We start from the raw sequence: 25,181 nt of genomic DNA, 5'->3' as shown, positions 1-25,181 counted from the left end.
GAAAATTAAGGAAGAATTAAGGTGAACAAAAAGAGGGTTTAAGCTTGTAATAATATAATTTTCATGAAGTTTAATGTAGGAGGAATAACATGGGAAATTATATAGTTGAAACTATAGATTTAAGTAAAGAATTTAAAGGGTTTAAGGCAATAGATAATATTAATTTAAAAATAGAGGAAGAAAAGATTTATGGATTCTTAGGATCTAATGGAGCAGGAAAATCTACTACTTTGAAGATTTTACTTGGATTAGTAAAGGCTACTAAAGGGCAGGTAAAAATATTAAATATGGATATAAACAAAAACAGGGAGGAGATTTTAAGTCAGATAGGTGCATTGGTAGAAAGTCCATCTTATTATGGACATTTAACGGCATATGAAAATTTAGACATTGTAAGAAGAGTATTAAAGCTAGAAAAAAAATCAATAGAAGAAGTATTAAAGACAGTAAGACTATGGGATGTGAGAAATAAAAAGGTTAGAGAATTTTCTTTAGGGATGAAACAAAGGCTTGGGATTGCGGAAGCTCTTATTGGAAACCCTAAGTTGCTTATTTTAGATGAACCAACTAATGGATTAGATCCAGCAGGAATTTTGGAAATTAGGGAGCTTATAAAATCTCTACCTAAGGAAAAAGGTATTACAGTTATTATATCTAGCCATATTTTAAGCGAAATTGAGCTTATAGCAGATAATGTTGGTGTAATAAATAAGGGAAAATTAATATATCAAGGGACATTAGAAAAATTAAAAGAAAAAGGCACAGATAATGTAGTTTTAGGATTAGAGGATTTTAAAAATTGTAAGAAGGAAGTAAGAAAAATATTAACTTCTAAGAATTATAGAGTAAATGAGAATGAAGATAAGTTAATTGTTTCAGGTAATAAAGTATTAGCTAGTAAAATATGCAGAATGATTATATTAGCAGGCTATGATGTAAATTATTTAAGTTGTGAAAGCAACTCTCTTGAAGATATATTTTTAGCTTTAACTAAGGAGGAAGAGTTATGATTTTCACTTTAGTTAAAAATGAGTTTTTAAAGGAAAAAAGAAATTTATTATTATTAATGATGATGCTTTTACCTATTGGAATAGCATTTCTTTTAGTCTTCGATTTGTCAGTAAGGTATGAAAGTTGGCTTTTACCTAATGCTGCTGGAAAGGAACTAACATCTTGGAATATATTAATTAAGGAGCAAAGAATACTTTATTTTAATGATTTTATGCCTTTATTTGCTGCTATTATCTTAGGACAATTATTTGAAACAGAATACAAGAACAATGGTTGGACATTGACTTTAACTAAGCCGATTAAAATGTGGCAAATATTATTTTCAAAATATATTACAGCTTTAATAATATTAATTATGATGTTAGTAATTAATATAATAGCATTAATTATGGTAGGAAAGGTATTTAACTTTCCAGAAGCTATTCCATGGGACTATTTTTTAAACATGATGGCAATACAATTAGTAGCAAGTTCTGCTGTGATGATAATACAATTATTTTTCAGTATAAAAAATAAGAATGTATTAATATCATTTGGAATTGCAGCATTGCTAAGTATTTTATCATCAAATATATATTATAATGAAAATCCAATAAGATATTTTAACCCATATAACTATGCAATGTTTTCCATAACTCAAGAGAGGCAAGAGATTATTTATGTTTCGGGTGGTTCAGCAATAGTTATAGTAATAGGCGCTTTTATAATCTGCAAGTATTTTAAGTTTAAGAAAATATATTAAGGGGAGAGGTATTATGGATTTACTAAGAATAGAATTTTTGAAAATTAAAAAGTTTAATCTTTTTTTATTAGCGGTTATAACATCTTTGCCAGCAATATCTATAGCAATAGGATTATATAATGTGGTTAGAGATAAAATAGATTCAACTGCAATAATGGAAGTTGTTTTTGGATTATCATCATCGGTTTATATAGGGATGCTATTGAATTTATTAATAATTTATTTGGTTTGTACCATAACTAAAATAGAAAATGCTGATAATGGTTGGAGGAGATTATTAACACTACCTATAAAGAGATGGAAAATATATATTTCAAAGATATTCACAATATTTATATTAATAGGAATTTCACTATTGGCATTTTTAATTTTCACTATGTTAGTTACAGTTTTTTTAGGTGGAAGTATAAATTTTTCAATACTTATAAATCTTATTTTAGTGTTTTTAACAACTATGCCTATAGTCTTATTACTTTTCGTAGTAGCAAGAAATTTTATTTCAGTGATTGCACCTTTAGTATTAGGGCTATTTTTTTTGATAACTGGGTTTTTCATTGTACAAAGTGATTATTGGATCTTTGCACCATGGACATATTCCTTAGTTGTATCATCTGGAACTTTAAATAATTGGCAATTAGTTTTTGTAATAATCTTATCAATTATTTTATCAGTATTAATCTTTTGTCTAGATTTAATAAAGTTTACTTCTGAAGACTTGGCAGTTTAATTTAAAATTTGAGGATGCTTATTTAAGAATATTTATCAAGAGATTAGGGTTTTTATAAGCTAAGTACCTCATTAACTAGCAATAAGAAATTATGATAAAATAAATGTGAAGTTTAAAAGAAAAATGGGGAATAAGATGATAGATGAAAGTATTTTTTTAGATAAGAAAATTTTATTAGTAGATGATGAAAAACAGTTATTAGATCTTTTAAGAGAAGTTTTAAGTAAAGAAGGTTTTAAAAATATATATGAAGCCACTAATGGCATAGATGGAATATTGATGGCAAGGGATTTAAATCCTGATATTATCATTTTAGATGTAAGCTTACCTGATATAGATGGCTATAGGGTTTGTGAAAAAATTAGAAGCTTTTCATTTTGTCCCATAATATTTTTAACTGCAAAAGATGAGGATAATAATAAACTTCAAGGATTAGAGTCAGGAGGAGATGATTATGTTACAAAACCTTTTAATTTAAGAGAGGTAGTTTTAAGAATAAAGGCTCAAATTAGAAGAAGTAGTTATGTCAAAGTAAAGAGTAAAAGTGAATTAATAATATTTGGAGATGTTGTTATAAATGAAGATGCTGGAGAAGTTAAAAAAGCAGGAGAGATAGTAAACTTAACAGCTAAGGAATATACTCTTATATTATTTTTAGCTAAAAATAAAAATAAAATATTTAGCAAAAATACCCTTTGTGAAAAGATTTGGGGTTATGATTATGATGGTAATGACAATACTATAATGGTTCATATAAGACATTTAAGAGAAAAGCTTGAGGACGATTCAAGTAATCCTGAATATATAAAAACTCTTAAGGGGTTAGGTTATAAGTTGGTGGTAAAGTAAAATGAAGAAAAAATTAATATTTATGTTTCTTCTAAGTAATATAATTTTATTTCAAATAGGGTTTTTAATTTTTGGATTAATGAATGTTTTTACAATGAAAAACAATATTTCTTTTGGAGAAGAATTATTTAATACAAGCTTTAATGTCAATGAATTCACAGAAGCAACTAAGGGTGATATTAGTTTTTTAGATGGTAAATATGTTATTAATAATAATAGAAAAGACTTATTAATTAAAAATAATATATGGTTGCAGATTTTAGATAAAGATAATAAGCAGATATTTGAAGTAAATAAGCCAGAAAGTGTGCCTAATAAATACACAACGGTAGAGATTGTTGATTATAAGACATATCCTTGGAATTATTCCCACCCAGCCACTTTAGCTATAGATGAAATTAATGAAGTAGATTCTAATAATACTTTAGTTATTGGCTTTCCAATAGATAAAGTATTTAGTCACAAATTTACATTTACTGATGAAGGTTTTAAGTTTCAAATTATTTATATGGGAATATTAGCAATAGCCTTAACTTTAGTTATAGGATATTTCTTTAGTAAGATATTAGTTGAACCTATTGGAGATATAATGGATGATATTGAGACATTAAAGGAAGGTAAATTTCTTAAGAGAAGAAGTAGGGATTTCGTATATAAAAATGTAGATGAAAATATACACAGCCTTTCTGAAGCTTTAAACAGAAATAAAATTGAGAGAGAAAAAATAGAAGAAGCAAAGGAACAATGGATTGCTAATATCGCTCATGATTTAAAAACACCTTTAAGTTCTATAAAGGGATATTCAGAATTATTATCCTCTAAGGATTATGAAATAACTATTGAAGAGGCAAAAAGATATGGTGAAATAATGGAAGATAAAGCAGAGTACATGCAGAGCCTTATAGATGATTTATCTTTAATTTATAAGCTTAGAAATAAAGTCTTACCTTTTAATATGAAAAAGAATAACATTGTAGATATTACAAGAGAGGTAGTTATTGATATATTAAATTCTTTAGAGTTTTCAGATAGAGAGATAAAGATTGATTATATTGATGAAGATATAAATATTTTATGTGATGAGAAGTATATAAAGAGAGCATTAAATAATTTTATTATTAATGGATTAGTTCATAATTCTAAAGATACTATTATCAATATTAAAATTGAAAAGATAAAGGAAGAGGTAGTCATTAATATTAAAGATAATGGACAAGGAATATCAAAAGAAAACCTTGAAAATATTTTTAATAGATATTATAGAGGAAAAAATACTATTGAAGGAATTAAGTCTTCAGGTCTTGGTATGGCTATTAGTAAGGAAATTATTGAAGGACATGATGGGGTTGTTAATGTTAATAGTATTATAGGTATTGGTAGTGAAATAAGCGTAATATTTAAAACTATTTAGTTAAAGTAGAGTAGATATTAAACTTATAAATAAAAAACTTAAAATACATTGATAAAGTAAATAATTAAATTACAACATTATTTAAAAGGATTATAGTTATATAAGCTATCAATTATTAATTAAAAATTTTTTTGAATAATTTTTTAAAAAAGTATTGCAAAAAAATAAATAGCATGTTATTATAAATGAGTAGCAGAAATGCTAATAAAAAAGAAAAAAGTTTTAATTAGATAAATAGTTTCTCGTAGATTAGAGATTATTATATCAATTTAGAATCTTTAATTTTAGGAGGAATATAATATGACAGATAAGACATTAGTATGTAGAGATTGCGGAAGTGAATTCGTATTTACAGTAGGAGAGCAAGAATTCTACAAAGAAAAAGGATTCGATAACGAGCCAACAAGATGTTTAGCTTGTAGAAGAGCTAAGAAACAACAACAACAAAATAGAAGATAATTTTAGATTGTTATAGGCTGTAGTTTTAAACTACAGCCTTTTTTATATTTCATTATAAATTCAAAATATAAATTATATTATAATTCAGAGTTTAAAGTTTATAAATACACTCTATATTTAATTAGGAAATATAAATCAATATTTTAGAAACTTAATTCTATTTGATTATTAACAAAATTTTGTAATAATATATACGAAGATTAAGAAATCGATTTCTTTTAAGTGGTTTAATTAAACGGGTATTACAAAGATTTTATTAGTAAAATATAGAGGTGATGGTTTGAATACACTAAGAAATAGACAAATTGACAAAAGTGATGATGTTTCTATAAAGACTTTACTTACTTATAGTATGGGAAGTTTAGGAAATAATATGATATATGCATTGATTAGTTCCTATCTTTTAATTTTTTTAACAGATAGTTTTAAAGTAGGAGCGGCTGCCATAGGAACATTATTTCTGGTGGCAAGGGTTATAGATGCAATAACAGATCCTATAATGGGGGTTATAGTTGATAATACTAATACTAAAATTGGAAAGAGTAGACCTTATCTGTTTGTTGTTCCTATTTTCATGGGAATAGCAACAATCATGTGCTTTTCAGCACCAGATTTAAGTTATAGTGGTAAAATTATATGGATATACATAGCATATATATTTTGGGGCATATCTTTTACTGCTATGGATATACCATATTGGTCATTATCTGCCAATATTACAAGATCTTCTGAGGGAAAAACTAAGATTGTTACATCAGCGAGAACAATAGCGTATGTAGGTAATTTTATAATTCTAACACTTACTATACCTCTTGTATCAATTATTGGAAGTTGGACAACTGTGACAATAATATATGTTTGTTTTGCTACTATATTTACTTGGATTACTGCCTTTGGAATTAGAGAAATTAATGATAAGGCTGCTAAGAAAAAAGAAAAACAAGGGTTTAAACAATTTATAAATCTATTAAAAACAAATAAGCCTTTAAGAATAGTTTTATTATCAATGTTAGTGTTAGAACTAAGTGGATCAATAAAAAATACAATAGCTATATATTATGTAAAATATAATTTTAATGCAGAAATGATGATTCCAGTAGTTAGTTCAGTTGGTATGGGAGCAAGTATATTAGGTGGAGTAATGTCACCATTTTTAACAAAAAAGTTAGGTAAAAGAAATACTGCACTTTTAGGATTATTAGCTGGTGCAGCTGGATCATTTTTAATATTTTTACTATCATATTCTTCATTACCTTTAATGATAGTTATAAACTTTATAAGTGGAATTTTTGATGGAGCAGGATATATAACTCTAACTTCAATGGTTGCTGATTGTGTTGAGTATGGTGAATGGAAGACAGGAAAGAGATCAGAGGGAATGATATTCTCTTTAAATATATTTAAAAGTAAAATTGCTAGTGCTATTGGGGGATCCTTATGTGGATACATATTAGCATATATTGGTTATACAGCAGATTCAACTCAATCTACATTTACTTTAAATGGAATTCATTTAATACAGACTTTGGTTCCATGTGTTATTGTAATAATAAGCTTTATGTTATTAAGAAGATATAATTTATCAGAGGCAGAATATGAAGCAATAGTTGATGATTTGAAAAATGGTATTACAAGAGTAAGTTAATAATAGGTTTAAAGAAAAGTATAAATGAAGTTTTAGTTAAGCTTCATTTATACTTTTTATATTTTAAGTTTTTGATAGATTTTAAATTAGTATTGATTTTAGATTTATATAAGAAATTATTTTCAGCTATTTTTAGATTTTGTTTTAACTTGTGTGATTTTTAATCTAAAAGGTCAGTTCAAAATCAATATCTATATAAAAAATAACATAAAACTATTACTTAACTTTATTCATTTGGTTATTTCTGTAATGTAATGGAGACATTGAAAAATGCTTTGAAAAAGTTTTTGAGAATAATAAGGAATCACTATATCCTATACTGTTGGCAACTTCTCCTATAGGTAGTTTAGTGCTTTTTAATAAAAGAGTTGCTTTATACATTCTAAGATTTATTAAATATTTTTGAGGAGAAATTCCAAGGTTTTTTATGAACATTTTATATAAATAGCTTCTACTTAGGTTTACATAATCAGCAATTTCTTGAACAGTTATACTATTCATATAATTAGAATTAATGAAATTAAGAGCATCTTGAATATATGTATGTAATTCTTTATCTTTGTAATCAAAAGGCTTTGGGAATTCTTCTATAAGTGTGTACAATAATGAATAAAGTTCCTTTAATAATAGTATGTCATCGGAACATGAGGGATTATAAGTCTTTGATATTTCACACATATTTAATATTATGTGGGAGATTTTTGAATTTGATTTACAATTAGCAACATAAGAGTTAGTAATAGAAGTTCTATTTAAATATTCATTAGCATTTGAACCACTAAATCCTATCCAGTAGTATTCCCAAGGATCATCTATGGAGGCTACATATTCAACATTCATCCCTTTTAGCAGTATAAATATATCACCTTGTTTTAAATTATATACTTTACCATTAAATTTAAATGTACCATATCCTTTAGTTACATAATGTATAACGGCATTTTTAGATACTTCATATTTATAGCCTAAGCCTGGGATACCTTGTTCTATACCACATTCATCTACATTCATTTCAAAGTTTTCTTTTGTATATTTTTTCCACAGTATTTGCATTTGTACCTCCTAAACCTATAAAACTAGCTAATTTTATATTAAGTTTTTATATCAAACATATAAATAAAGTCTTGATACAATAATATATTAATTATCTATAGTGTTTGAAAAAATCTGAATTTAATAAGAAACATTATAACATATTTTAGAACTTTATAACTATTTTAAAAGATTAATTTACATATTAATATTAAATTATGGGTGAAAAATATTTTTTTAAATGATTTATATGGAGTTATGTTTCATAAATATATAATTATGATTCATAAGTACATAATGATGCTAAATGTATTAGGAGGGTAAAATGATACTAAAAAATGAATACCATGAAGATATTTCTAAACTACATGTAAATATGATGCCAAGAAGAAGTTATTATATTCCATTTGTAAACACTGATGAGGCTCTTAATATTAAAGATAGAAGTAAGCAAGATAATTTTTTTTTACTTAATGGTAAATGGGAATTTAGTTATTTCGATAGCTTACAAAAAGTAAAAGAATTTAAGGATATAAACGAAATTAGTTTTAAAGACAATATTGATGTGCCTTCTCTTTGGCAATTAAATGGATATGATTATAATCAATATACTAATGTTAAATATCCTATTCCTTATGATCCACCTTTTGTTCCTATAAATAATCCATGTGGAATTTATAAGAAAGATTTTGAAGTTGAGATACTTCCTGAAAAGTATGATTATAATATAAATTTTGAAGGGGTTGATTCATGCTTTTATTTTTGGATAAATGGAATGTTTGTTGGATATAGTCAGATATCTCATAGCATATCTGAGTTTGATATTACGGAGTTCTTGGTAAATGGTAAAAATACAGTTACAGTCTTAGTTTTAAAATGGTGTGATGGTACTTACTTTGAGGATCAAGACAAATTTAGAATGTCTGGAATTTTTAGAGATGTGTATATATTGAGAAGAGCAAAGTCAAGAATTGTTGATTATAAAATAACTCAAAGTATAGATTTTTTAGTTAAAGAAGGAAAGTTAGATATTGAGATTTTATCTACGATAGAAAATCCAGAAGTTAAATATTATTTGTTAGATCCTAAAAGTAATATAGTTTCATCTGGAAATATAGATAATAATAAAGCAGAAATAAATATTAAAGATATAGAACTTTGGAGTGCTGAGATACCTAATTTATATACTTTGTTAATTGAAACAGAGCATGAGGTTATAAAAGAAAGAATAGGTATGAGAGAAATTAAAATAGAGAATTCTATTTTAAAAATTAATAATACTCCAATAAAGTTAAGAGGAGTTAATCATCATGACAGCAATCCAACTAAAGGATATGTTATGACATATGATGATATGATTTTGGATTTAAAAATAATGAAAGAGTGTAATGTCAACTCTATAAGAACTGCTCATTATCCTAAATCTCCAATTTTTTATGAGTTATGTGATGAGTACGGCTTTTATGTTATGAATGAAGCTGATATTGAAATTCATGGAGTTGTTGAATTATATGGATTAGGATATTTAGATAATTATAATATGATAGCTGATGATGAAGTTTATGAGAAGGTTATTATTGATAGAGTTGATTCATCTATAGTTCCTTTTAAGAATAGATCTTGTATTTTTATGTGGTCTCTTGGAAATGAATCAGGATTTGGATGTAATTTTGAAAGAGGATTAGAATATGCTAGGGAATTAGACCCTACACGTCCACTTCATTATGAAGGTGCATATTATGCTAGTAAAGAAAGAAAAAATGATTTTACTAATATTGATGTTATTAGTCGTATGTATATAGGTATAGAGGAAATTAAGGATTATTTTGAAAAAGGAATAGACAAGCCATTAATATTATGTGAATATGCCCACGCTATGGGAAATGGTCCTGGTGGATTAAAAGATTATGATGAAATGATTCAAAAATATGATCAGTTTGCAGGAGCATATGTTTGGGAATGGTGTGATCATGCAATACTTATTAAAGAGGATATGAAGGGCAAAAAAGCATATGGATATGGAGGAGATTTTGGAGAGAAAAATCATGATGGAAACTTCTGTGTTGATGGTTTAGTTTATCCAGATAGAACTCCTCATACTGGATTATTAGAATATAAAAACATTAATAGACCTATAAGAGCATTAGAATTTGATCAAGTTAATAGAAGAGTTAAATTAAAAAATATGCTTGATTTTAAGAATGCTGGTGAATTTTTAGATGTTACCTATAAAGTACTTTTAGATGGAGAGATAATTTTCTTAGATAAGATAAGTTTAGAAAGTTTAAAGGCAAAAGAGGAAAAATGGTATGATTTAAATATATCAGGATTACCAAATGCAATTATCACTATATTATTTGAGTATAAAATAATATATAATAACTCTCTTTATGAACAGGGGGTTGTACTAGGGCATGACCAGTTTATAATAAAGAATGAAGTAGAGAAGATCGCATCTGTTAATAAATTTATAAAAACTACTATTAATGAACAAAAGTTTTATATAGAAGAAACAGTTAATAAAATTAGAGTTATAAATAATGAGTTTAATTATAATTACAATAAGAATACAGGAACTTTTGATTTTATTGAATCATTAGGAGAAGTATTTATAAGTGATCCAATGGAGTTTATTATTTGGAGAGCACCTACAGATAATGATAGAAAGATTAAAAATCAATGGATTGAAGCTGGTTTTAATCAAATTACTACACGAGTATATAATAGCGAAATTAAGGAGTTTTCAAATAGGGTGGAGATAACTAGTGATTTAAGCTTGATACCACCATATAGAGAAAGAGTCTTAGATATTAAGGTAACATGGAGTATTTATTCAGAAGGATTAATTAAGTGTCATGTTAAAGGTAATAAAAATATGAAAACACCTTATTTACCAAGATTCGGTGTGGAACTTAAGCTAGACAAGTCCTATGAAGAAGTAAGTTACTTTGGATTTGGACCATATGAAAATTATATAGATAAAAACTCATCTTGCTATTTAGGGAGATTTAATTCAAAAGTTTCTGAAATGCACGAAGATTATATAAGACCTCAAGAGAATGGTAGTCATCATTTTTGTAGAGAAGTATCTATTAATAATGAAAAAAGTAAAGTTTATGTTTTATCAGAAGATGACTTTGCTTTCAATGTTTCACACTTTTCTCTAAATCAATTAACTAATGTAGAACATAATTTTGAGTTAAATGAAGAGGAGGCAACTTATTTAATTATAGATTATAAGCAAAGTGGTATAGGCTCAAACAGCTGTGGTCCTGATTTAGATGAAGAATATAGACTTAATGAAAAAGAATTTTCTTATGATTTTTACTTGAAATTTGTAAAAGATGATATAAAAAATAATTAAATATATGGTAAGTATATTGCTGTCTCATAGATTATTTAAAAATAATTTGTGTAGACAGCAATATGTTAAAGCAAAATGGTAGAGATATAGTTATAATAAGTGCAGCTAAAAGAGCAAGTGGTAATACAAATTTTATATAACTTATAATAAAAATTTGATAGCATTAATATATTTAATAATTGAATTATGCTAAAGTATAGCATATAATAATACTAATAAATTTTAGGAGGATAATTATGAGAACACTTAATATGATTAAAGAAAATAAAATACATCATCATTACTAGAGACTTGGTCCGGATGGGATACAAGTCTATTTCAAGTAGGCTTGTATCTTACTCTGGTAATGATAAATTAAGTGTAATCATAATTTATTAAGCCATGTAGGATATTTTGCCTACATGGCTTTTTATTTTATTATTAGTTAAGTAAATTACTTATTGATGTACAGTTTTAAATCAGTATTGATTTAAAGATAAGGCTCTGTTTTGAACTAGTATTGATTTTTAGGTATAGCTAGAAATCAACACTCACTTAAAATAGAGTTAAAAATAAAAGTAAGTTTTAGTTGAAAATAAATTTTAAATGTAGACTTTTATTAATAAGATTTTGAATGGAGTGATAAAGATGAAGAAGAATATAATTAAACCAAGTATATTACCAGGATTTATGGAGTTATTACCAAGAGAACAAGAAATATTTAATGATATAGTAAATAAAATCACAAATGTTTATGAGAAAAATGGATGTCTACCTATAGATACACCAATAATAGAAAAGGCAGATGTATTACTTGCTAAAAGTGGAGGAGAAACAGAAAAACAAGTATATAGTTTTCAAAAAGGAAAGAATAACTTAGCATTAAGATTTGATTTAACAGTTCCTTTTGCTAGATATGTTGCTCAATACTATAATGAATTAGCTTTCCCATTTAGAAGATACCAAATAGGTAAGGTTTATAGGGGAGAGAGGAATCAAAGGGGAAGATATAGAGAATTTTACCAATGTGATGTTGATGTTATTGGAAAGGAAAGCTTAAGTTTAAGAAATGATGCGTGGGTTATTAGTCTAGCCTTTAAAGCTTTTAAAGAGATTGGATTAAAAGACTATAAATTTCAAATAAGTAATAGAAAAATATTAAAAGGAGTATTAAATGAACTTGAAATTGAAAATTTAAATGAAGTAATGATATTAATTGATAAGTTTGACAAAATAGGAGAGGAAAATTTTCAGTTAGAACTAAATGATCTTATTGGCAAAGAAAAAAGTAATTATTTAAGTAATATATTAAGCACAAAAGGAAATAGCCAGGATATATTTAATAAGTTAGATGGGCTTAATATTAAAAATAAATATTTTACTGATGGAGTAGAAGAATTAAAAATAGTTATATCAACTTTAAACTTATTAGGTGTAACTGAAAGTGAGTTTGATATAAATTTAAGAATAATAAGAGGGTTAGATTATTATACTGGAACGGTTTTTGAAACATTGCTATTAGGAAATGAAACTTATGGATCTATTTGTTCAGGAGGGAGATATGATAATCTAGCAGAGAATTACACTGAGAATATATTGCCAGGAGTGGGTATTTCAATAGGAATAACAAGATTGTTTTTTGTTTTAAAAGAAATTGGTTTTATAGATGATTATAGCTTTGAGAGTGATAAAGATTACTTAATAATACCTATAGGAGAGACTATAGAGTATAGTTTGAAAGTTATGAATTACCTGCAAGAAAAAAAATATAATGTATGGATTTATTTTGAAGAGGATTCTTTAAAGAAAAAAATGAAGTATGCCAATAAATTAGGAGTAGAAAATGTAATCTTAATTGGTGACGAAGAGGAGAGAGATAATAGTATTAAGATAAAAAATATGAAATCAGGTGAAGATAGAGTTGTTAGAATTTCTAATATGTAATTAAATTAATAAATAATATTCAATAAAAAAAGCATGTAGATTAAATATTCTACATGTTTTTTTATATAATTTTTCTAATGTGACCCCAGTCATATTTCAAATTAGTACTTTGAAATTATAATAGCATCATAAGAGAGAGGCAATAAGCCAATAAGTAACGAGGAAATTTTATTTTATAGGAGGAAGTAATTAGCATAAATTAATGTGCTATTGAAATTTATATATGGAAAATAAAAAAATATTATTAAAAAATGGACAAACAAAGGTTATTGATTCTGAAAGAATCAATATGTTAACAGATTTCTTAAGAAGAATAAACAAAGATGGAATAACTCCAGAATTAAAAGAAGAAGGATTAGATATTGTAAAGGCAATAGATCCATTAGAACTATCAATTGCAGAGCAAAACTTAATAGATGATGGAATGGAACCTAGTGAATTAAGACATTTATGTGATATACATATGGAAATACTTAAAGATGAACTTGAAAAGTTAAAAAGTAATATATCAAGGGGCCATGTCTTAGATACTTTAGTTGAAGAGCATACAAAGATATTAGGTTTATTAGAAGAGCTTGAAGTAGTTACTAATAAAATAGTAAAGATGGACAAGTACAGTAAAGAAAGTGAAGATTTCTCAAAGGCTTTAGAAATAGTACAAGGTATTTTAGATGCAGAACTTCATCATAAGAGAGAAGAGGATGTGTTATTCCCAGAGTTAGAAAAAAGAGAAATTACTGGACCAACAAGAATAATGAGATTAGAACATGATCAATTAAGAGAGAAAAAGAGAAGATTAAAAGAATTAATAAAAGTAGTTGAATATCTTGATTTTGAAGACTTTAAAGATAATATGCAATCTTTATCTAAAGAAATTTGCTTTGAACTTAAGGATCATATATTTAAAGAAAATTATATTTTATATCCAACAGCTTTAGAAGCTATAAAGGATGAAAATCTTTGGAAGAGTATGAGAGAAAAATGTGATGAGATAGGATATTGTCCATTTACTCCAAAAGAATGTATAGAAAAATAGGTTTAAGATAAAAAGATGTTAATGAAGAATTAGGAGGAAAGTACTATGGAAAAATTAATTAGAAAAGACTTTAGTTTAGGAGAGGTTGTTACTGTTTACCCAGCAGTTGTTAAAAAATTTAATGATATGGAATTAGACTATTGCTGTGGTGGAAGTGAGAGCTTAGAATCAGCTCTTAAGAAAAAAGGTATTGATACTGATAAATTTGTTGAAGAATTAAATAAAGAGTTTAAAGAATTTAAATTTGAAAATTCTCAATATGTAGATTGGAGAGAAGAATCTTCAGAAGCGTTAATAAAACATATAGTTGAAACTCATCATGCAACTACTTTTAGATTATTAAAAGAGATAGATCCATTAATGGTTAAAGTATTCAGAGTTCACTTTTCACATGGACCAGAGCTTTTAATGAAAGTTCATAAACTTTTTGGACAATTAAAATGTGAATTAGAAGAACATTTACTTAAAGAAGAAGAGATTTTATTCCCATTAATGATGAAATATGATCAAACAAATGATAAAAAAGAAAAGAAAGAAATAGAAGAAGATATAAGAATGATTGTTAGTGAGCATGAGGCTGCTGGTGATATATTAAAAGAATTAGCAGAAGTAACTGATGATTATAAAGTTCCAGAGTGGGGATGTGTAAGTTTCAAATTATTATATGATAATCTACATGACTTAGAAAAAGATTTATTTATACACATTCATAAAGAAAATAATATATTATTCCCAAGATATTAGTATTGTGTATAAACATGTATAAAGTTAAGTTAGTTTATAATAATACCAGGTTGAAAGTATAATATTTACTTTCAACCTGGTATTTGTTATATATTAAAATTGTTAATTTCTAATATATTTTCTTATAATGTATATATAGTTATGTAAAAACTGAAAAGGAGAATGATTATGGAAATTAGAGAGGCTAATAGAGCAGACTTAGAAGAAATCATAGTTATTGAAGGTGAATGTTTCCCAGTAGCAGAAGCTGCAAAGGAAAAGGATATTCGTAAAAGATTTGATGCTTTTAAAGAAAATTTTATTGTTGCAGTTAAAGATGGAAAGGTAATTGGTTTTATTAATGGATGCACTACAGATAAACCTGAATTACCAGATGAACTGTATCATGATACTAAATTACATAATCCAAATGGAGATTACCAAACTGTATTTGGACTTGATGTACTACTAGAATTCAGAAAGAATGGCGTTGCAGAAAAACTATTAAATCGTCTTATAGAATTATCCAAAGAGCGTGGGAAAAAGGGAATGGTGCTTACTTGTAAAGACCATTTAGTACACTATTATGAGAAGTTTGGATTTAAGAATCATGGAGTTTCAGATTCTTCACATGGTGGAGCAAAATGGAATGATATGATACTATTATTTGATTAGAGGTATATTAAAGATATAGAATAAGTTAAAGAATAATAAGGAGCGGGTAAGAGTATGGAGAAATCATGTAATTGTGGCTCATGTAAAGAACCTTGTGCTAAGAATATAGCTATTTTTTCAACACTATCTCATGAAGAGTTATTAAAAATAGTCAATATGACTGAGCATAAAAGCTTTAAAGAAAATGATGTTTTATGTAGAGAGGGAGAAAAATCAGATAAACTTTTCCTAATTAGAGAAGGAAGGGTAAAGATATGTAAAATTACTAAAGAAGGAAAAGAGCAGATAGTTTATATATTATCTAAAGGAGATTTCTTTGGAGAAAATAATCTTTTTACAAGTGATAACATTAGTAATTTTTCAGCTTATGCAATAACAGATGCAAAGTTATGTATTTTAAAAAAGGAAAATTTAGAAAAAATACTTCTAAAAAATCCAGAGATATCATTAAAAATAATACAAGAAATGGCTAATAGAATAAATTCAGCTGAGAATTTAGCACAGACTTTAGCAACTAAGGATGTTGAAGCAAGGCTAGCAACAGTATTAATAGAATTTATGGATAAATACGGTCAGAAAAAAGAAGAAGGGATATACATAAAATTGCCACTTAATAGAGAACAAATAGCAAATTATTGTGGTATAACAAGAGAAACAGTAAGTAGAAGGCTTTCTAAATTTGATAAGATGGGAATAATAAAATTAAAAGGTAATAAGGGGCTTATTATTAAAGATAAAGAAGCCTTATTAAGCTTAGCTGAGTAAAGTAAAAGAGCTATATCAAATGATTCAAAACTTTTTAAATAGAATTAGAGTATTTATAAGTTTTGAGATTTGATATAGCTCTTAATATTATTCAACTTTAGAAAAATGAGTTTTATCTAATTTACAAAGTGGACATACCCAATCATCTGGAATATCTTTAAATGCAGTACCAGGTGCTACACCGTGATCAGGATCTCCTACAGCAGGATCATAAATATATCCACAAACATCACAAATATATTTTTCCATAATTAAGACCTCCTTAAATTTTATAGTAATCATATTATTTTAGTATGTTTAATTATTAAATAAATTATGTTTTAAATAGAAGATTTAATATCTAATAAATATAATTTATTTAATGTGACACCAATCATATTTCAAATTAATTATTCTGGATATAATAACCTTGTAATAGAGAAGTAAGAAACTAAGAAGTTCATATTACATATTATTAGTATATGGGCACAAATTAATAGCTTAATATGTATAATATTTAAAGCTTAATAAGTTTATAATTTTAGTTTCTATTTTTATTAAACCCTGAAAAATGTATAAAACCTATAAATTAAGAATTTCGATGTACAAATTTAAAGTAATTTAGTTCTTACTTATCTATTAAGCTTAGAATACAATAAAAAATATGAAGTTAAAATTATGAATTTAATTGTAAGTAACAGTATATGGATTTATATCAAATATTCAATTAAATCATATATTGTTGCTTATTTTATAAAATGACTTAGAAACTCAGGATAAAGTAGATGAGGTGATAATATGGAAAATGTTTGGAATGGATTTAGACAATTAGAGATATTTAAAATAGAAGAAGCGGCAAAAGATATAAAATCATTTTATTTAAGAGCCACTGATAAAGAAACATTAAAAGAATACAAATGTGGTCAATTTTTACCACTTAAAATAGAAACAGATGATGAAGTTATAAAAAAAGAAATGAGAAGATATAGCTTATCAGGTGATCCAAAAAAGGATTATTATAGATTAACAATAAAAAAAGTACCTAATGGAAAAGTAAGTGGATATTTTCATGAATCTATTAAGGTGGGAGATACAATATTAGCAATGCCTCCATTTGGGAAGTTTACATTAACAGAAGATAGTGATAAGCCTTTAGTTCTACTATCAGGAGGGATAGGAATAACTCCTATTTTATCAATGCTGTATGGAGCTAGATATCAAAATAGAGAGGTTTATTTTGTTGAAGCTGTCTTAAATTCAGAAAACTTGGCTTTAAATTCAGATGTACAAGAAATTAAGAAAATAAAAAACTTTAAAGAAATCAAGTTTTTTAGTGATCCATTAAAAAGTGATATTAAGGGTAAAGATTATGATGAAGAAGGTTTCATAACAGAAGAGTGGATTAAAAATAACTTACCTTTAAATGGAGAATTTTTCTTTTGTGGACCAACTTTATTTATGAAGAGTATAAATACTAGTTTAAAGAATTTAGGGGTTAGTGAGGAGAATATTAACTTTGAATTTTTTGGGGAAGAAGAGTTTTAACAATTATTTTTAAGATTTCAATAGATAAATAATTTATTATATTTTAGAATTTGATAAAATATTAAAAGTAAAGTAGTTAGTTTTTTAGCTAGCTACTTTTTTTATGAATTTATATAAACTTATAGTAATTTAATTAAATATGTATTGTAAATAATTTGTATCATTTGTTAAAATTAATATAGAATACCAAAAGATAAAAGGAGAGTATATAGTCGTGATTAGAATTTGTAATTGTGCAGTTGATAAAGGACCTTGTGCTAGGAATATAGCTATTTTTTCATCCTTATCTGATGAAGAGTTATTTAAAATAGTTCATATGACAGAACATAAAGCTTTTGATGAGGATGATGTTTTGTGTAGAGAAGGTGAAATATCAGATAAGCTTTTCTTAATTAGAGAAGGAGAAGTAAAAATATGCAAAATTACTAAAGAAGGAAAAGAACAGATTGTTTATATATTATCTAAAGGGGATTTCTTTGGAGAAAATAATCTTTTTGTTGATGGTAATATTAGTAATTTTTCGGCTTACGCAATAACTTCAGGTAAAATGTGCATATTAAATAAAAAAAGCTTGGATAAAATACTTTTAGAAAACCCAGAAATATCAATAAAAATAATACAGGAAATGGCTAATAGAATAAACTTAGCAGAAAATTTGGCACAGAATTTAGCTACTAAGGATGTGGAAGTAAGAATAGCTAATGTATTAATAGAATTTATGTATAAGTATGGCTGTGAAGTTGAAGAAGGAGTGTATGTAAAGTTGCCACTCAATAGAGAGCAAATGGCAAATTATTGTGGTATAACTAGAGAAACTGTTAGTAGAAAACTATCAAAATTTGATAAAACAGGAATAATAAATCTGCAAGGAAATAAGGCTATTATAGTTAAAGATAAAGAAGCTTTATTAAGTTTAGCCGAATAAAGTAAAGAGACTAATAAACCCTAGAGATTTATTAGTCTCTTTAATAATATAATACTATTCAGTTTCAGAAAATTGTGATTTATCTACTCCACAAAGAGGACATACCCAATCGTCTGGAATATCATTAAATGCAGTTCCAGGGGTTACACCATTATCAGGATCTCCTACTGCAGGATCATAAATATATCCACATACATCACATATAAATTTTTGCATAATTAATTCCTCCTAAAATGTAATTATTATATTATTGAACTGATATAATCAGCAGCTCTTACAACTTCTTTTTCTGATTCCTCATTTAATGAGAATCTAATTCTTACTGGGAAATGAACATCAATCATACCAGTAGATTTTATTATTGATGAAGTATTTAAAACATTACCGTTTGTAGAATTTAAATAATCTTGTATTATCTCTATAGGTTCACCACTCCAGCCAAATGAACCGAAGGCACCTAAAATTTTGTTACTTAAATCTAATTTAGGTAATTCTTTTAATATATCTTCAATAGAACCTATTAAATCTCCATATTTAGTTGAAGTACCAAATAATATGGCATCTGATTCTTTTATTGAGTTTAATATATCTTCTTTATTAGTTTTATCTGCATTAAAAATAGCAACTTCAATATCTTCATTTTCTAATTCAGCTTTGAATTTTTCGGCTATTCTTTTTGTTGCATTTCTCATTGTAGTATAAACTATAGTAGCTTTTTTACCTTTTTTTGTTTCCTTACTATATTTATCATATATATCAATATACTTTTGAATATCTTCATCTAGTATATAACCATGAGATGGAGCAATCATTTCTATATCTAAATTTTTTACTATATCAATCATTGGTCTAACATATTTTCTATGTGGTGCCATTATAAGCTTATAGTAAGTTATAAAGTCATCAGTAATATCTTCTTTTGCCTTACTTGAGAAATGTTCTTTTGCAGTAAGATGAGTACTAAAAATATCACAAGGGAATAAAATTTTGTCTTCTATACAGTATGTAATCATTGTCTCTTCTGTGTGTAGATATGGAGTCATTTTAAATAATAATGTCTTTCCGCCTATATCAAGGGTATATCCATCATTTACTACTATGAATTCTCTATCATGTAATTTATATAATTCTTTTAGGTGATAGACAGCCTTTTCACTACAAACTATTTTAGCATTAGTAGCTTGTCTAGCTAGTCCACCTAATGCACCTGAATGATCAGGTTCAGTATGGTTAATTACTATGTAACTTATATCTTTTAAATCAATAATTTCTTTCAAATTATTTAAAAAATCTTTTGTATATATTAAATCTACTGTATCAATAATTGTTGGTTTTTTAGTATTTAATAAATAACTATTATATGTAGTTCCTTTTTCTAATATTAATCTGTGAAATGGAACAGGTCTATCATCTATAACACCTACTGAGTAAATATCATTTTTTAACTTAACTTCTGTATTCATAAGCATCCTCCCTATTAAATTTATCTTCTGAAAATCTACAACTTTAGTTTAAAACATAATAAAATAACTGAATGTGATTAAAAACACATGGTAAAAAATTATTCGATTTATTATAAAAACATAAAAAATACCCTTAACAATTTAATTCTGTTAAGGGTATTTTTATATATTTAAGTTAGTAATTCTGTTCTAAGTGAAAGGTTATTTTGAATAGTTTTCCAGACCTAACCTAATTTATCTTTTAAAATTCTTTAATTCTTTAAGTAAATCGGAGTATTCATTTTCTAATAAACTTTTTTTAGTGCTATCAGTTTCTACTGAAAGTAAAGAGATTACATTAGAAAGTCTAGTTTCTAGTAAAAGAATATTATCTTTATTTTCTCTTTCTTTTAAATCTAACTTAGGTTTATTCTTAAAGTTTATATATTCATCATAGGTACCAGAAAATTCATGAACAACATTATCTTTTATTTCTAAAATATGATCACATACATTAGAGATGAATTTTCTATCATGAGAAACTATGATCAATGTTTTATTACAGCTCATTAGTGCTGTTTCTAGTGATTCCATAGATTTGATATCAAGATAGTTTGTTGGTTCATCTAAAATGATTAGATTATTATCAGATAATAATATTTTACAAAGTGCTATTTTTACCTTTTCACCACCACTTAAGGAGGAAACTTTCTTAAAGACAGTATCTCCTTTAAAACCAAAACCATCTAAGTTTATTCTCACAAAGCTTTCATCATAAGAGCAGTCTTCAAGGATATTTTTTAGTATTGATTCATCATCTTTTAATATTTGTTGAGATTGATCAAAGTAGCCTATAACAACATTTTCTAAGACTTTTATATTGCTTTCTCTTGAAATAATATTTTTAAGTAAGGTACTTTTACCACAACCATTATTACCAATAAGAGCTACTTTCTTACCATTTTTTATCTTAAATTTAGAATCTTTAAGTAGTAGTTTATTACCTACAAATAATGTAAAATCTTTAGCTTCTATAAGATTTTTAGAAGCTATTTTCAAATTATCTTGAACTCTAATTTTAATCTCTTTTATGGTTTTAGGTTTCTCTTTAGCCTCAAGTTGATCAATTCTACTTCTTAAGGCTTTTATATTATTATCTAGATTTTTCTTTGCTCTTTGAGGTCCCATTTTGTGTAGTCTAGCTTCAGAATTACCCATTCTTTTAGGGGTTTTTCTAAGACCATCTTTTAAGTTTTGTTTATTAAGTATAGCATCATCAAGATGTTTTTTTTCATTTATATAAGAAGTGTACTCAGTTTCAGCTCTTTGTCTTTCTAAAGATTTTAATTCTAAGTACTTAGAATAATTTCCTTTATAAGCTTTGATTTTTCCATCTTCGATTTCAATAATAGTGTTACATAATGAATCTAGAAATCTTCTATCATGAGATACTAAAAGTAGTGCACCATTATAGTTTTTCAGCATATTTTCAAGAGTTTCAATACTGTGTTCATCTAAGTTTGCTGTTGGTTCATCAGCAATAATTAAATGTTTATTTTCACTTAGCGCTTGTGCTATCTTAAATTTGACCTTTTCTCCACCAGATAAAAACTCATGGTATTCAAAAGGAGCATTAAAGACATTTTTAAAGTTATTATTTAAAGTTTCTTCATTAGAATTTTCACTTTGACTTATATAAGCAAAGCTTTTAGTTAGAAATATATTCCCTTCATCAATAGGGAGTAATCCAAGTAAAGATTTAATAAGTGTGGTTTTACCTGCACCATTAACTCCAACTAATCCAATCCTATCACCATCTAAAATTTCTAGTTTATCTATATCTAGAATTAATCTGTCGCCATAATATTTTTTTACTTTATTTAACCTTGCTAAAGACATAAAAAAATCCCTCCTATAAATTACAGGAGAGTACATATAGTCATAAAAAAGACAAAAATATACCTATCTCACTATAATCTACTCTCCATAAAGTTAAACACAACAAAAAAAGCTTAAAATAAATCATTTTTAAAGCTAAAAATAACTGCTTTTTGTTGTAATTAAAATTTGAAAAATAGATTATATTTCCATTGTTGAAACTACCTTCGCCTTTCTTAAATTTTTAAGTTTATAAATATATTATATCATTATTTGCTATAAGTATCCAATAAGTAGATTTATAAATTAAATAAAGAGATTATATTTTAAAAAAACTTATAAATATATTCAGAGAATTTTGTATTTAACTAAGTATTTATAGCTAGTACTTTAATCATTCTCTTCGTATTATTTATAAGTTTTTTTATTTAATATAACTAAGAAATCTTATTAGAATCACCTTTAATTATAGAGCAGACAGCAGAAAATGCTCCAAAAAGTATGCCTACAACAGGGAATATAACCCATGAGATTTGCCAATTTCCGAATACAAAGCTTGTTACTAAGTAAATGCATACAGTTAGTGGCCAGACTACTGAAGCGACGGCAGCTACAACTTTATTTTCTTCACGCTTTTTAGGAGAAAAGTCACCTATTTTTAATAAAGCCTGTAAGTCACTTTTGTGGGTTCCTATGTGTGTGAATATGAAAACTGCTATTGCAACTATTAGTATTATTAATGAAGTACAATATACAGCAGTGCTTTCACTTATAGCTGATCCTATAAATAGTATTAATGGTGAGATTACACATAAAGAAACACCTATTATGCAGCCTAATGTAAATTTTGGTTTAAATAATGATAAAGAATTTTCTAGGTAATACTTAGCATCAAGTGTTATATCAAATTCTCCTTTTTCTACATATTTATATTTTTCTCTTTGAAATCCTGAATAGATAAACAGACCAATTGCAGGTACCAATAATATAAATAAAGGAATTAATGGTACTATTTCAGTAACTCTTAAAGGAACATTTGGTAAAATTACCTTATCTTCAATAAGCTGATATACCGATATAAGCAAAGAAATGCCAACCATACATAAGGCAACTCCTATGCTAATGAAAAGAGTTGTTTTCTTTTTTATATTTAAGAATTCTTTTACATTCTCTGTATTTAAAGTTGGGAATTCGCTATTTTCATTATTTACTTCAATATCTAGTTCACTAATTAATTCATCAATATTACCAAACTCAGATATAACAATTCCAATGGATTCATTTTCACTTTTTCCTTGTTTTTTTAGTTCGTTATATTTATCTTCCATAGTATCTAAAATATCTTCTTTAAGCTTATCTAATTTATTGCTTTTAGGAAATGAAGAAAAAATATTAAAGACATAATTTCTAATGGTTTCCATTATTTCAGCTCCTTTATAAATTTATTTATCACATCTTTTGTGATACTCCATTCTGAACATTTTTCTTTATAATAGTTAATTCCGTCCTCAGTAATTTTATAATAGGTTCTCTTTTTACCGAAGGTTTCGTTACCTGGAAAAGAAGTAATAAAATTATTTTTTTCGAGCCTATTAAAAGCAGAATATAATGTGGTTTCTTTTATTATATAAACATCATTTGTAATGGTTCTAACTTTTTTGGAAATCTCATAGCCATAAGATGGACCATCTAAGAGGATACTCAAAATAATAGTATCATTATATCCGCGAATAATATCGCTACTTATCATAAACAAACCTCCTTATAATTACTTTGTCTGTCGTAGTAATTATATGATAGCATAATTACTACGACAGGTAAAGTAATTTGTTTGATTTTAATATCATAGTAAGAAATTGTTGATAACTTAAGTTCTTTTCATAAAAAAGTATTAGGTTTATAAAGCTAAAGTGAGTTGATAAACTGACTTATAGAGAGAATTGAGAAAAATGAAACTTGAAAAAATAAGTGCTTTTTAAAAAGGGAGAGAAGAGAGGAACGTAGTATGAAAATAAAAGACTATAATAGAGATTTAAAAGAAAATGTTCTTAATATGAATTGGGAAGATGACTTTGTAAAAAAAGATGTACTAGATTGCTTAGAGGAATGGCCTCAATGTGGAGTTATTATTGAAGGGAATAAAAAGATTTTAGCAGTAGGAGTTTTTACTGGAATTGCTAAAGAGACAAGTTTTACATTATATGTGGATCCAACAAATAGGGGGAAAGGACTAGGCAAAAATCTTCTTGAGGTTTTAGAAAAGAAGATGATTAATGAGGGTGTTTTAAGTGTTATATGTGATTTTAAAGTAGATGAAAAAATAGAAAAGTTTATATATAAAAATAGTTATAGACTAGGGTTTTATTCTAATTATATGGTTTATAGTGGAGAAAAATTGCCTGTTAATACTTATGAAATTATTCATTATGAAGATAAATATTATGAAATAAATAGCAAGATATATAGTGAAGCTTTTTACAATATGAGAATCTTAGTTGGAATAGAAGAGAAAAACAATAACTTAAGTGAAGAAAAAAAGGAAAAAACTAAGGAAGAAAAATTAGAAATAAAGAAGCAAAGAAAGAAAACTTATGAAAATAAAGAAAATATCTTTTTACTCAAGGATAGAGGAAAAGTTTTAGGTTCAATAACTTTGAGTGGGAATGAGATAGATGCAGTAGCGGTAGATGTAATGCATCAGGGAAATGGATATGGAAAAGAATTAGTTAGCTTTGGTATCAATAAAATATTAGAAAGAAATAATGATAGTGTGACCTTATGGGCTGTAGAAGGAAATCCAGCAAAATACTTATATGAAAAGCTTGGATTTAAAACTTTAAGACTTCATGAGTTTGTAAAAAAGAGTTTTGAATAAGATAATATAGAGTTTCAAAATAGTTTTAAGGATTGTAAGTTAGAAAAAATAGTAGCTAATAAGATGATAAGTCTTATTAGCTACTTTTTAGCTTGTTTAAGTTAGTAAGATAATTACAAAGTATAGTATAATAAAAAAAGTTCTATAATTAATACTTATATATGATTTAAAAGTT

23 protein-coding genes are annotated in these 25,181 nt (G+C 26.2%); 16 read left to right on the top strand and 7 right to left on the bottom strand.

Annotated elements, in window-relative coordinates:
- Positions 1 to 89: 89 nt before the first annotated feature.
- From OIF33_RS09965 to OIF33_RS09935, 7 genes are all read left to right on the top strand, one after another.
- The gene (locus tag OIF33_RS09965) at positions 90 to 1,010 is read left to right on the top strand and encodes an ABC transporter ATP-binding protein (RefSeq protein WP_322504098.1); all 921 of its coding nucleotides are present in this window, start codon (positions 90 to 92) and stop codon (positions 1,008 to 1,010) included.
- Complete coding sequence (locus OIF33_RS09960; RefSeq protein ID WP_322504097.1) at positions 1,007 to 1,753, top strand: ABC transporter permease; 747 nt, start codon at positions 1,007 to 1,009, stop codon at positions 1,751 to 1,753. Before OIF33_RS09965 ends, OIF33_RS09960 begins: the two co-directional genes overlap by 4 nt.
- A gap of 13 nt (positions 1,754 to 1,766) precedes the next feature.
- Positions 1,767 to 2,480 carry an ABC transporter permease gene (locus OIF33_RS09955; protein WP_322504096.1) on the top strand — a complete coding sequence of 238 codons (714 nt, stop codon included), beginning with the start codon at positions 1,767 to 1,769 and terminating at the stop codon, positions 2,478 to 2,480.
- A gap of 135 nt (positions 2,481 to 2,615) precedes the next feature.
- The gene (locus tag OIF33_RS09950) at positions 2,616 to 3,329 is read left to right on the top strand and encodes a response regulator transcription factor (protein ID WP_322504095.1); all 714 of its coding nucleotides are present in this window, start codon (positions 2,616 to 2,618) and stop codon (positions 3,327 to 3,329) included.
- A gap of 1 nt (position 3,330) precedes the next feature.
- A complete protein-coding gene (locus tag OIF33_RS09945) occupies positions 3,331 to 4,740 on the top strand; it encodes a HAMP domain-containing sensor histidine kinase (RefSeq protein WP_322504094.1) in 1,410 nt (469 codons plus the stop codon).
- Positions 4,741 to 5,040: 300 nt separating this feature from the next.
- The gene (locus OIF33_RS09940) at positions 5,041 to 5,199 is read left to right on the top strand and encodes a zinc-ribbon domain-containing protein (protein ID WP_322504093.1); all 159 of its coding nucleotides are present in this window, start codon (positions 5,041 to 5,043) and stop codon (positions 5,197 to 5,199) included.
- Positions 5,200 to 5,479: 280 nt separating this feature from the next.
- Positions 5,480 to 6,844, top strand: coding sequence for a glycoside-pentoside-hexuronide (GPH):cation symporter (locus tag OIF33_RS09935; protein ID WP_322504092.1), 1,365 nt, complete (start codon positions 5,480 to 5,482; stop codon positions 6,842 to 6,844).
- Positions 6,845 to 7,060: 216 nt separating this feature from the next.
- On the opposite strand, the gene OIF33_RS09930 is transcribed toward OIF33_RS09935, so the two are convergent.
- Complete coding sequence (locus OIF33_RS09930) at positions 7,061 to 7,897, bottom strand: AraC family transcriptional regulator (protein ID WP_322504091.1); 837 nt, start codon at positions 7,895 to 7,897, stop codon at positions 7,061 to 7,063.
- Positions 7,898 to 8,201: 304 nt separating this feature from the next.
- On the opposite strand from OIF33_RS09930, the gene OIF33_RS09925 reads away from it, so the two are divergent.
- The 6 genes from OIF33_RS09925 to OIF33_RS09900 all read left to right on the top strand — a co-directional run bounded on the left by OIF33_RS09925 (position 8,202) and on the right by OIF33_RS09900 (position 16,362).
- Positions 8,202 to 11,240 carry a glycoside hydrolase family 2 TIM barrel-domain containing protein gene (locus tag OIF33_RS09925; RefSeq protein ID WP_322504090.1) on the top strand — a complete coding sequence of 1,013 codons (3,039 nt, stop codon included), beginning with the start codon at positions 8,202 to 8,204 and terminating at the stop codon, positions 11,238 to 11,240.
- A gap of 627 nt (positions 11,241 to 11,867) precedes the next feature.
- Positions 11,868 to 13,163, top strand: coding sequence for a histidine--tRNA ligase (hisS, locus tag OIF33_RS09920; protein WP_322504089.1), 1,296 nt, complete (start codon positions 11,868 to 11,870; stop codon positions 13,161 to 13,163).
- Between the two features lie 223 nt (positions 13,164 to 13,386).
- Complete coding sequence (locus OIF33_RS09915) at positions 13,387 to 14,199, top strand: DUF438 domain-containing protein (RefSeq protein ID WP_322504088.1); 813 nt, start codon at positions 13,387 to 13,389, stop codon at positions 14,197 to 14,199.
- A gap of 45 nt (positions 14,200 to 14,244) precedes the next feature.
- A complete protein-coding gene (ric, locus tag OIF33_RS09910; RefSeq protein WP_322504087.1) occupies positions 14,245 to 14,943 on the top strand; it encodes an iron-sulfur cluster repair di-iron protein in 699 nt (232 codons plus the stop codon).
- A 168-nt stretch (positions 14,944 to 15,111) separates the two neighbouring features.
- Positions 15,112 to 15,597 (top strand): GNAT family N-acetyltransferase, encoded by a 486-nt coding sequence (locus OIF33_RS09905; RefSeq protein WP_322504086.1) that lies wholly within the window; start codon positions 15,112 to 15,114, stop codon positions 15,595 to 15,597.
- A gap of 54 nt (positions 15,598 to 15,651) precedes the next feature.
- Entirely contained in the window at positions 15,652 to 16,362 is a 711-nt protein-coding gene (locus OIF33_RS09900; protein ID WP_322504085.1) for a Crp/Fnr family transcriptional regulator, read from the top strand.
- Positions 16,363 to 16,449: 87 nt separating this feature from the next.
- Here the strand turns inward: OIF33_RS09900 and rd (OIF33_RS09895) are convergent, their stop codons facing one another.
- Positions 16,450 to 16,611 carry a rubredoxin gene (rd, locus tag OIF33_RS09895; RefSeq protein WP_322504084.1) on the bottom strand — a complete coding sequence of 54 codons (162 nt, stop codon included), beginning with the start codon at positions 16,609 to 16,611 and terminating at the stop codon, positions 16,450 to 16,452.
- 528 nt (positions 16,612 to 17,139) lie between these two features.
- Here rd (OIF33_RS09895) and OIF33_RS09890 point away from each other — a divergent pair.
- A complete protein-coding gene (locus OIF33_RS09890; protein ID WP_322504083.1) occupies positions 17,140 to 17,886 on the top strand; it encodes an FAD-binding oxidoreductase in 747 nt (248 codons plus the stop codon).
- A gap of 214 nt (positions 17,887 to 18,100) precedes the next feature.
- Complete coding sequence (locus OIF33_RS09885; RefSeq protein ID WP_322504082.1) at positions 18,101 to 18,811, top strand: Crp/Fnr family transcriptional regulator; 711 nt, start codon at positions 18,101 to 18,103, stop codon at positions 18,809 to 18,811.
- 54 nt (positions 18,812 to 18,865) lie between these two features.
- Here OIF33_RS09885 and rd (OIF33_RS09880) read toward each other — a convergent pair whose 3' ends face one another.
- The 5 genes from rd (OIF33_RS09880) to OIF33_RS09860 all read right to left on the bottom strand — a co-directional run bounded on the left by rd (OIF33_RS09880) (position 18,866) and on the right by OIF33_RS09860 (position 23,881).
- The gene (gene rd, locus OIF33_RS09880) at positions 18,866 to 19,027 is read right to left on the bottom strand and encodes a rubredoxin (RefSeq protein ID WP_322504081.1); all 162 of its coding nucleotides are present in this window, start codon (positions 19,025 to 19,027) and stop codon (positions 18,866 to 18,868) included.
- 26 nt (positions 19,028 to 19,053) lie between these two features.
- Positions 19,054 to 20,274: an FprA family A-type flavoprotein gene (locus OIF33_RS09875; RefSeq protein ID WP_322504080.1), complete on the bottom strand. Its 1,221-nt coding sequence runs from the start codon at positions 20,272 to 20,274 to the stop codon at positions 19,054 to 19,056.
- A 234-nt stretch (positions 20,275 to 20,508) separates the two neighbouring features.
- Complete coding sequence (gene cplR, locus OIF33_RS09870; RefSeq protein ID WP_322504079.1) at positions 20,509 to 22,152, bottom strand: ABC-F type ribosomal protection protein CplR; 1,644 nt, start codon at positions 22,150 to 22,152, stop codon at positions 20,509 to 20,511.
- Positions 22,153 to 22,568: 416 nt separating this feature from the next.
- The gene (locus OIF33_RS09865; protein ID WP_322504078.1) at positions 22,569 to 23,552 is read right to left on the bottom strand and encodes a permease prefix domain 1-containing protein; all 984 of its coding nucleotides are present in this window, start codon (positions 23,550 to 23,552) and stop codon (positions 22,569 to 22,571) included.
- The gene (locus tag OIF33_RS09860) at positions 23,552 to 23,881 is read right to left on the bottom strand and encodes a PadR family transcriptional regulator (protein WP_322504077.1); all 330 of its coding nucleotides are present in this window, start codon (positions 23,879 to 23,881) and stop codon (positions 23,552 to 23,554) included. The genes OIF33_RS09865 and OIF33_RS09860 overlap by 1 nt, the downstream gene beginning before the upstream one ends.
- A 255-nt stretch (positions 23,882 to 24,136) precedes the next feature.
- Here OIF33_RS09860 and OIF33_RS09855 point away from each other — a divergent pair, with 255 nt between their 5' ends.
- Positions 24,137 to 25,006, top strand: coding sequence for a GNAT family N-acetyltransferase (locus OIF33_RS09855; protein ID WP_322504076.1), 870 nt, complete (start codon positions 24,137 to 24,139; stop codon positions 25,004 to 25,006).
- Positions 25,007 to 25,181: the final 175 nt, after the last annotated feature.

Source organism: Clostridium sp. LIBA-8841 (assembly GCF_034439435.1).
Taxonomy (GTDB): Bacteria; Bacillota; Clostridia; order Clostridiales; family Clostridiaceae; genus Sarcina.
This window is presented reverse-complemented; position numbering and strand designations above follow the sequence as displayed.

Bases quoted from the DNA above. Each gene is read 5' to 3' on its own strand.
- OIF33_RS09965 (WP_322504098.1), top strand. From the start codon at position 90: ATGGGAAATTATATAGTTGAAACTATAGATTTAAGTAAAGAATTTAAA.
- OIF33_RS09960 (WP_322504097.1), top strand. From the start codon at position 1,007: ATGATTTTCACTTTAGTTAAAAATGAGTTTTTAAAGGAAAAAAGAAAT.
- OIF33_RS09955 (WP_322504096.1), top strand. From the start codon at position 1,767: ATGGATTTACTAAGAATAGAATTTTTGAAAATTAAAAAGTTTAATCTT.
- OIF33_RS09950 (WP_322504095.1), top strand. From the start codon at position 2,616: ATGATAGATGAAAGTATTTTTTTAGATAAGAAAATTTTATTAGTAGAT.
- OIF33_RS09945 (WP_322504094.1), top strand. From the start codon at position 3,331: ATGAAGAAAAAATTAATATTTATGTTTCTTCTAAGTAATATAATTTTA.
- OIF33_RS09940 (WP_322504093.1), top strand. From the start codon at position 5,041: ATGACAGATAAGACATTAGTATGTAGAGATTGCGGAAGTGAATTCGTA.
- OIF33_RS09930 (WP_322504091.1), bottom strand. From the start codon at position 7,897: ATGCAAATACTGTGGAAAAAATATACAAAAGAAAACTTTGAAATGAAT.
- OIF33_RS09925 (WP_322504090.1), top strand. From the start codon at position 8,202: ATGATACTAAAAAATGAATACCATGAAGATATTTCTAAACTACATGTA.
- hisS (WP_322504089.1), top strand. From the start codon at position 11,868: ATGAAGAAGAATATAATTAAACCAAGTATATTACCAGGATTTATGGAG.
- OIF33_RS09915 (WP_322504088.1), top strand. From the start codon at position 13,387: ATGGAAAATAAAAAAATATTATTAAAAAATGGACAAACAAAGGTTATT.
- ric (WP_322504087.1), top strand. From the start codon at position 14,245: ATGGAAAAATTAATTAGAAAAGACTTTAGTTTAGGAGAGGTTGTTACT.
- OIF33_RS09905 (WP_322504086.1), top strand. From the start codon at position 15,112: ATGGAAATTAGAGAGGCTAATAGAGCAGACTTAGAAGAAATCATAGTT.
- OIF33_RS09900 (WP_322504085.1), top strand. From the start codon at position 15,652: ATGGAGAAATCATGTAATTGTGGCTCATGTAAAGAACCTTGTGCTAAG.
- rd (WP_322504084.1), bottom strand. From the start codon at position 16,611: ATGGAAAAATATATTTGTGATGTTTGTGGATATATTTATGATCCTGCT.
- OIF33_RS09890 (WP_322504083.1), top strand. From the start codon at position 17,140: ATGGAAAATGTTTGGAATGGATTTAGACAATTAGAGATATTTAAAATA.
- rd (WP_322504081.1), bottom strand. From the start codon at position 19,027: ATGCAAAAATTTATATGTGATGTATGTGGATATATTTATGATCCTGCA.
- OIF33_RS09875 (WP_322504080.1), bottom strand. From the start codon at position 20,274: ATGAATACAGAAGTTAAGTTAAAAAATGATATTTACTCAGTAGGTGTT.
- cplR (WP_322504079.1), bottom strand. From the start codon at position 22,152: ATGTCTTTAGCAAGGTTAAATAAAGTAAAAAAATATTATGGCGACAGA.
- OIF33_RS09865 (WP_322504078.1), bottom strand. From the start codon at position 23,552: ATGGAAACCATTAGAAATTATGTCTTTAATATTTTTTCTTCATTTCCT.
- OIF33_RS09860 (WP_322504077.1), bottom strand. From the start codon at position 23,881: ATGATAAGTAGCGATATTATTCGCGGATATAATGATACTATTATTTTG.
- OIF33_RS09855 (WP_322504076.1), top strand. From the start codon at position 24,137: ATGAAAATAAAAGACTATAATAGAGATTTAAAAGAAAATGTTCTTAAT.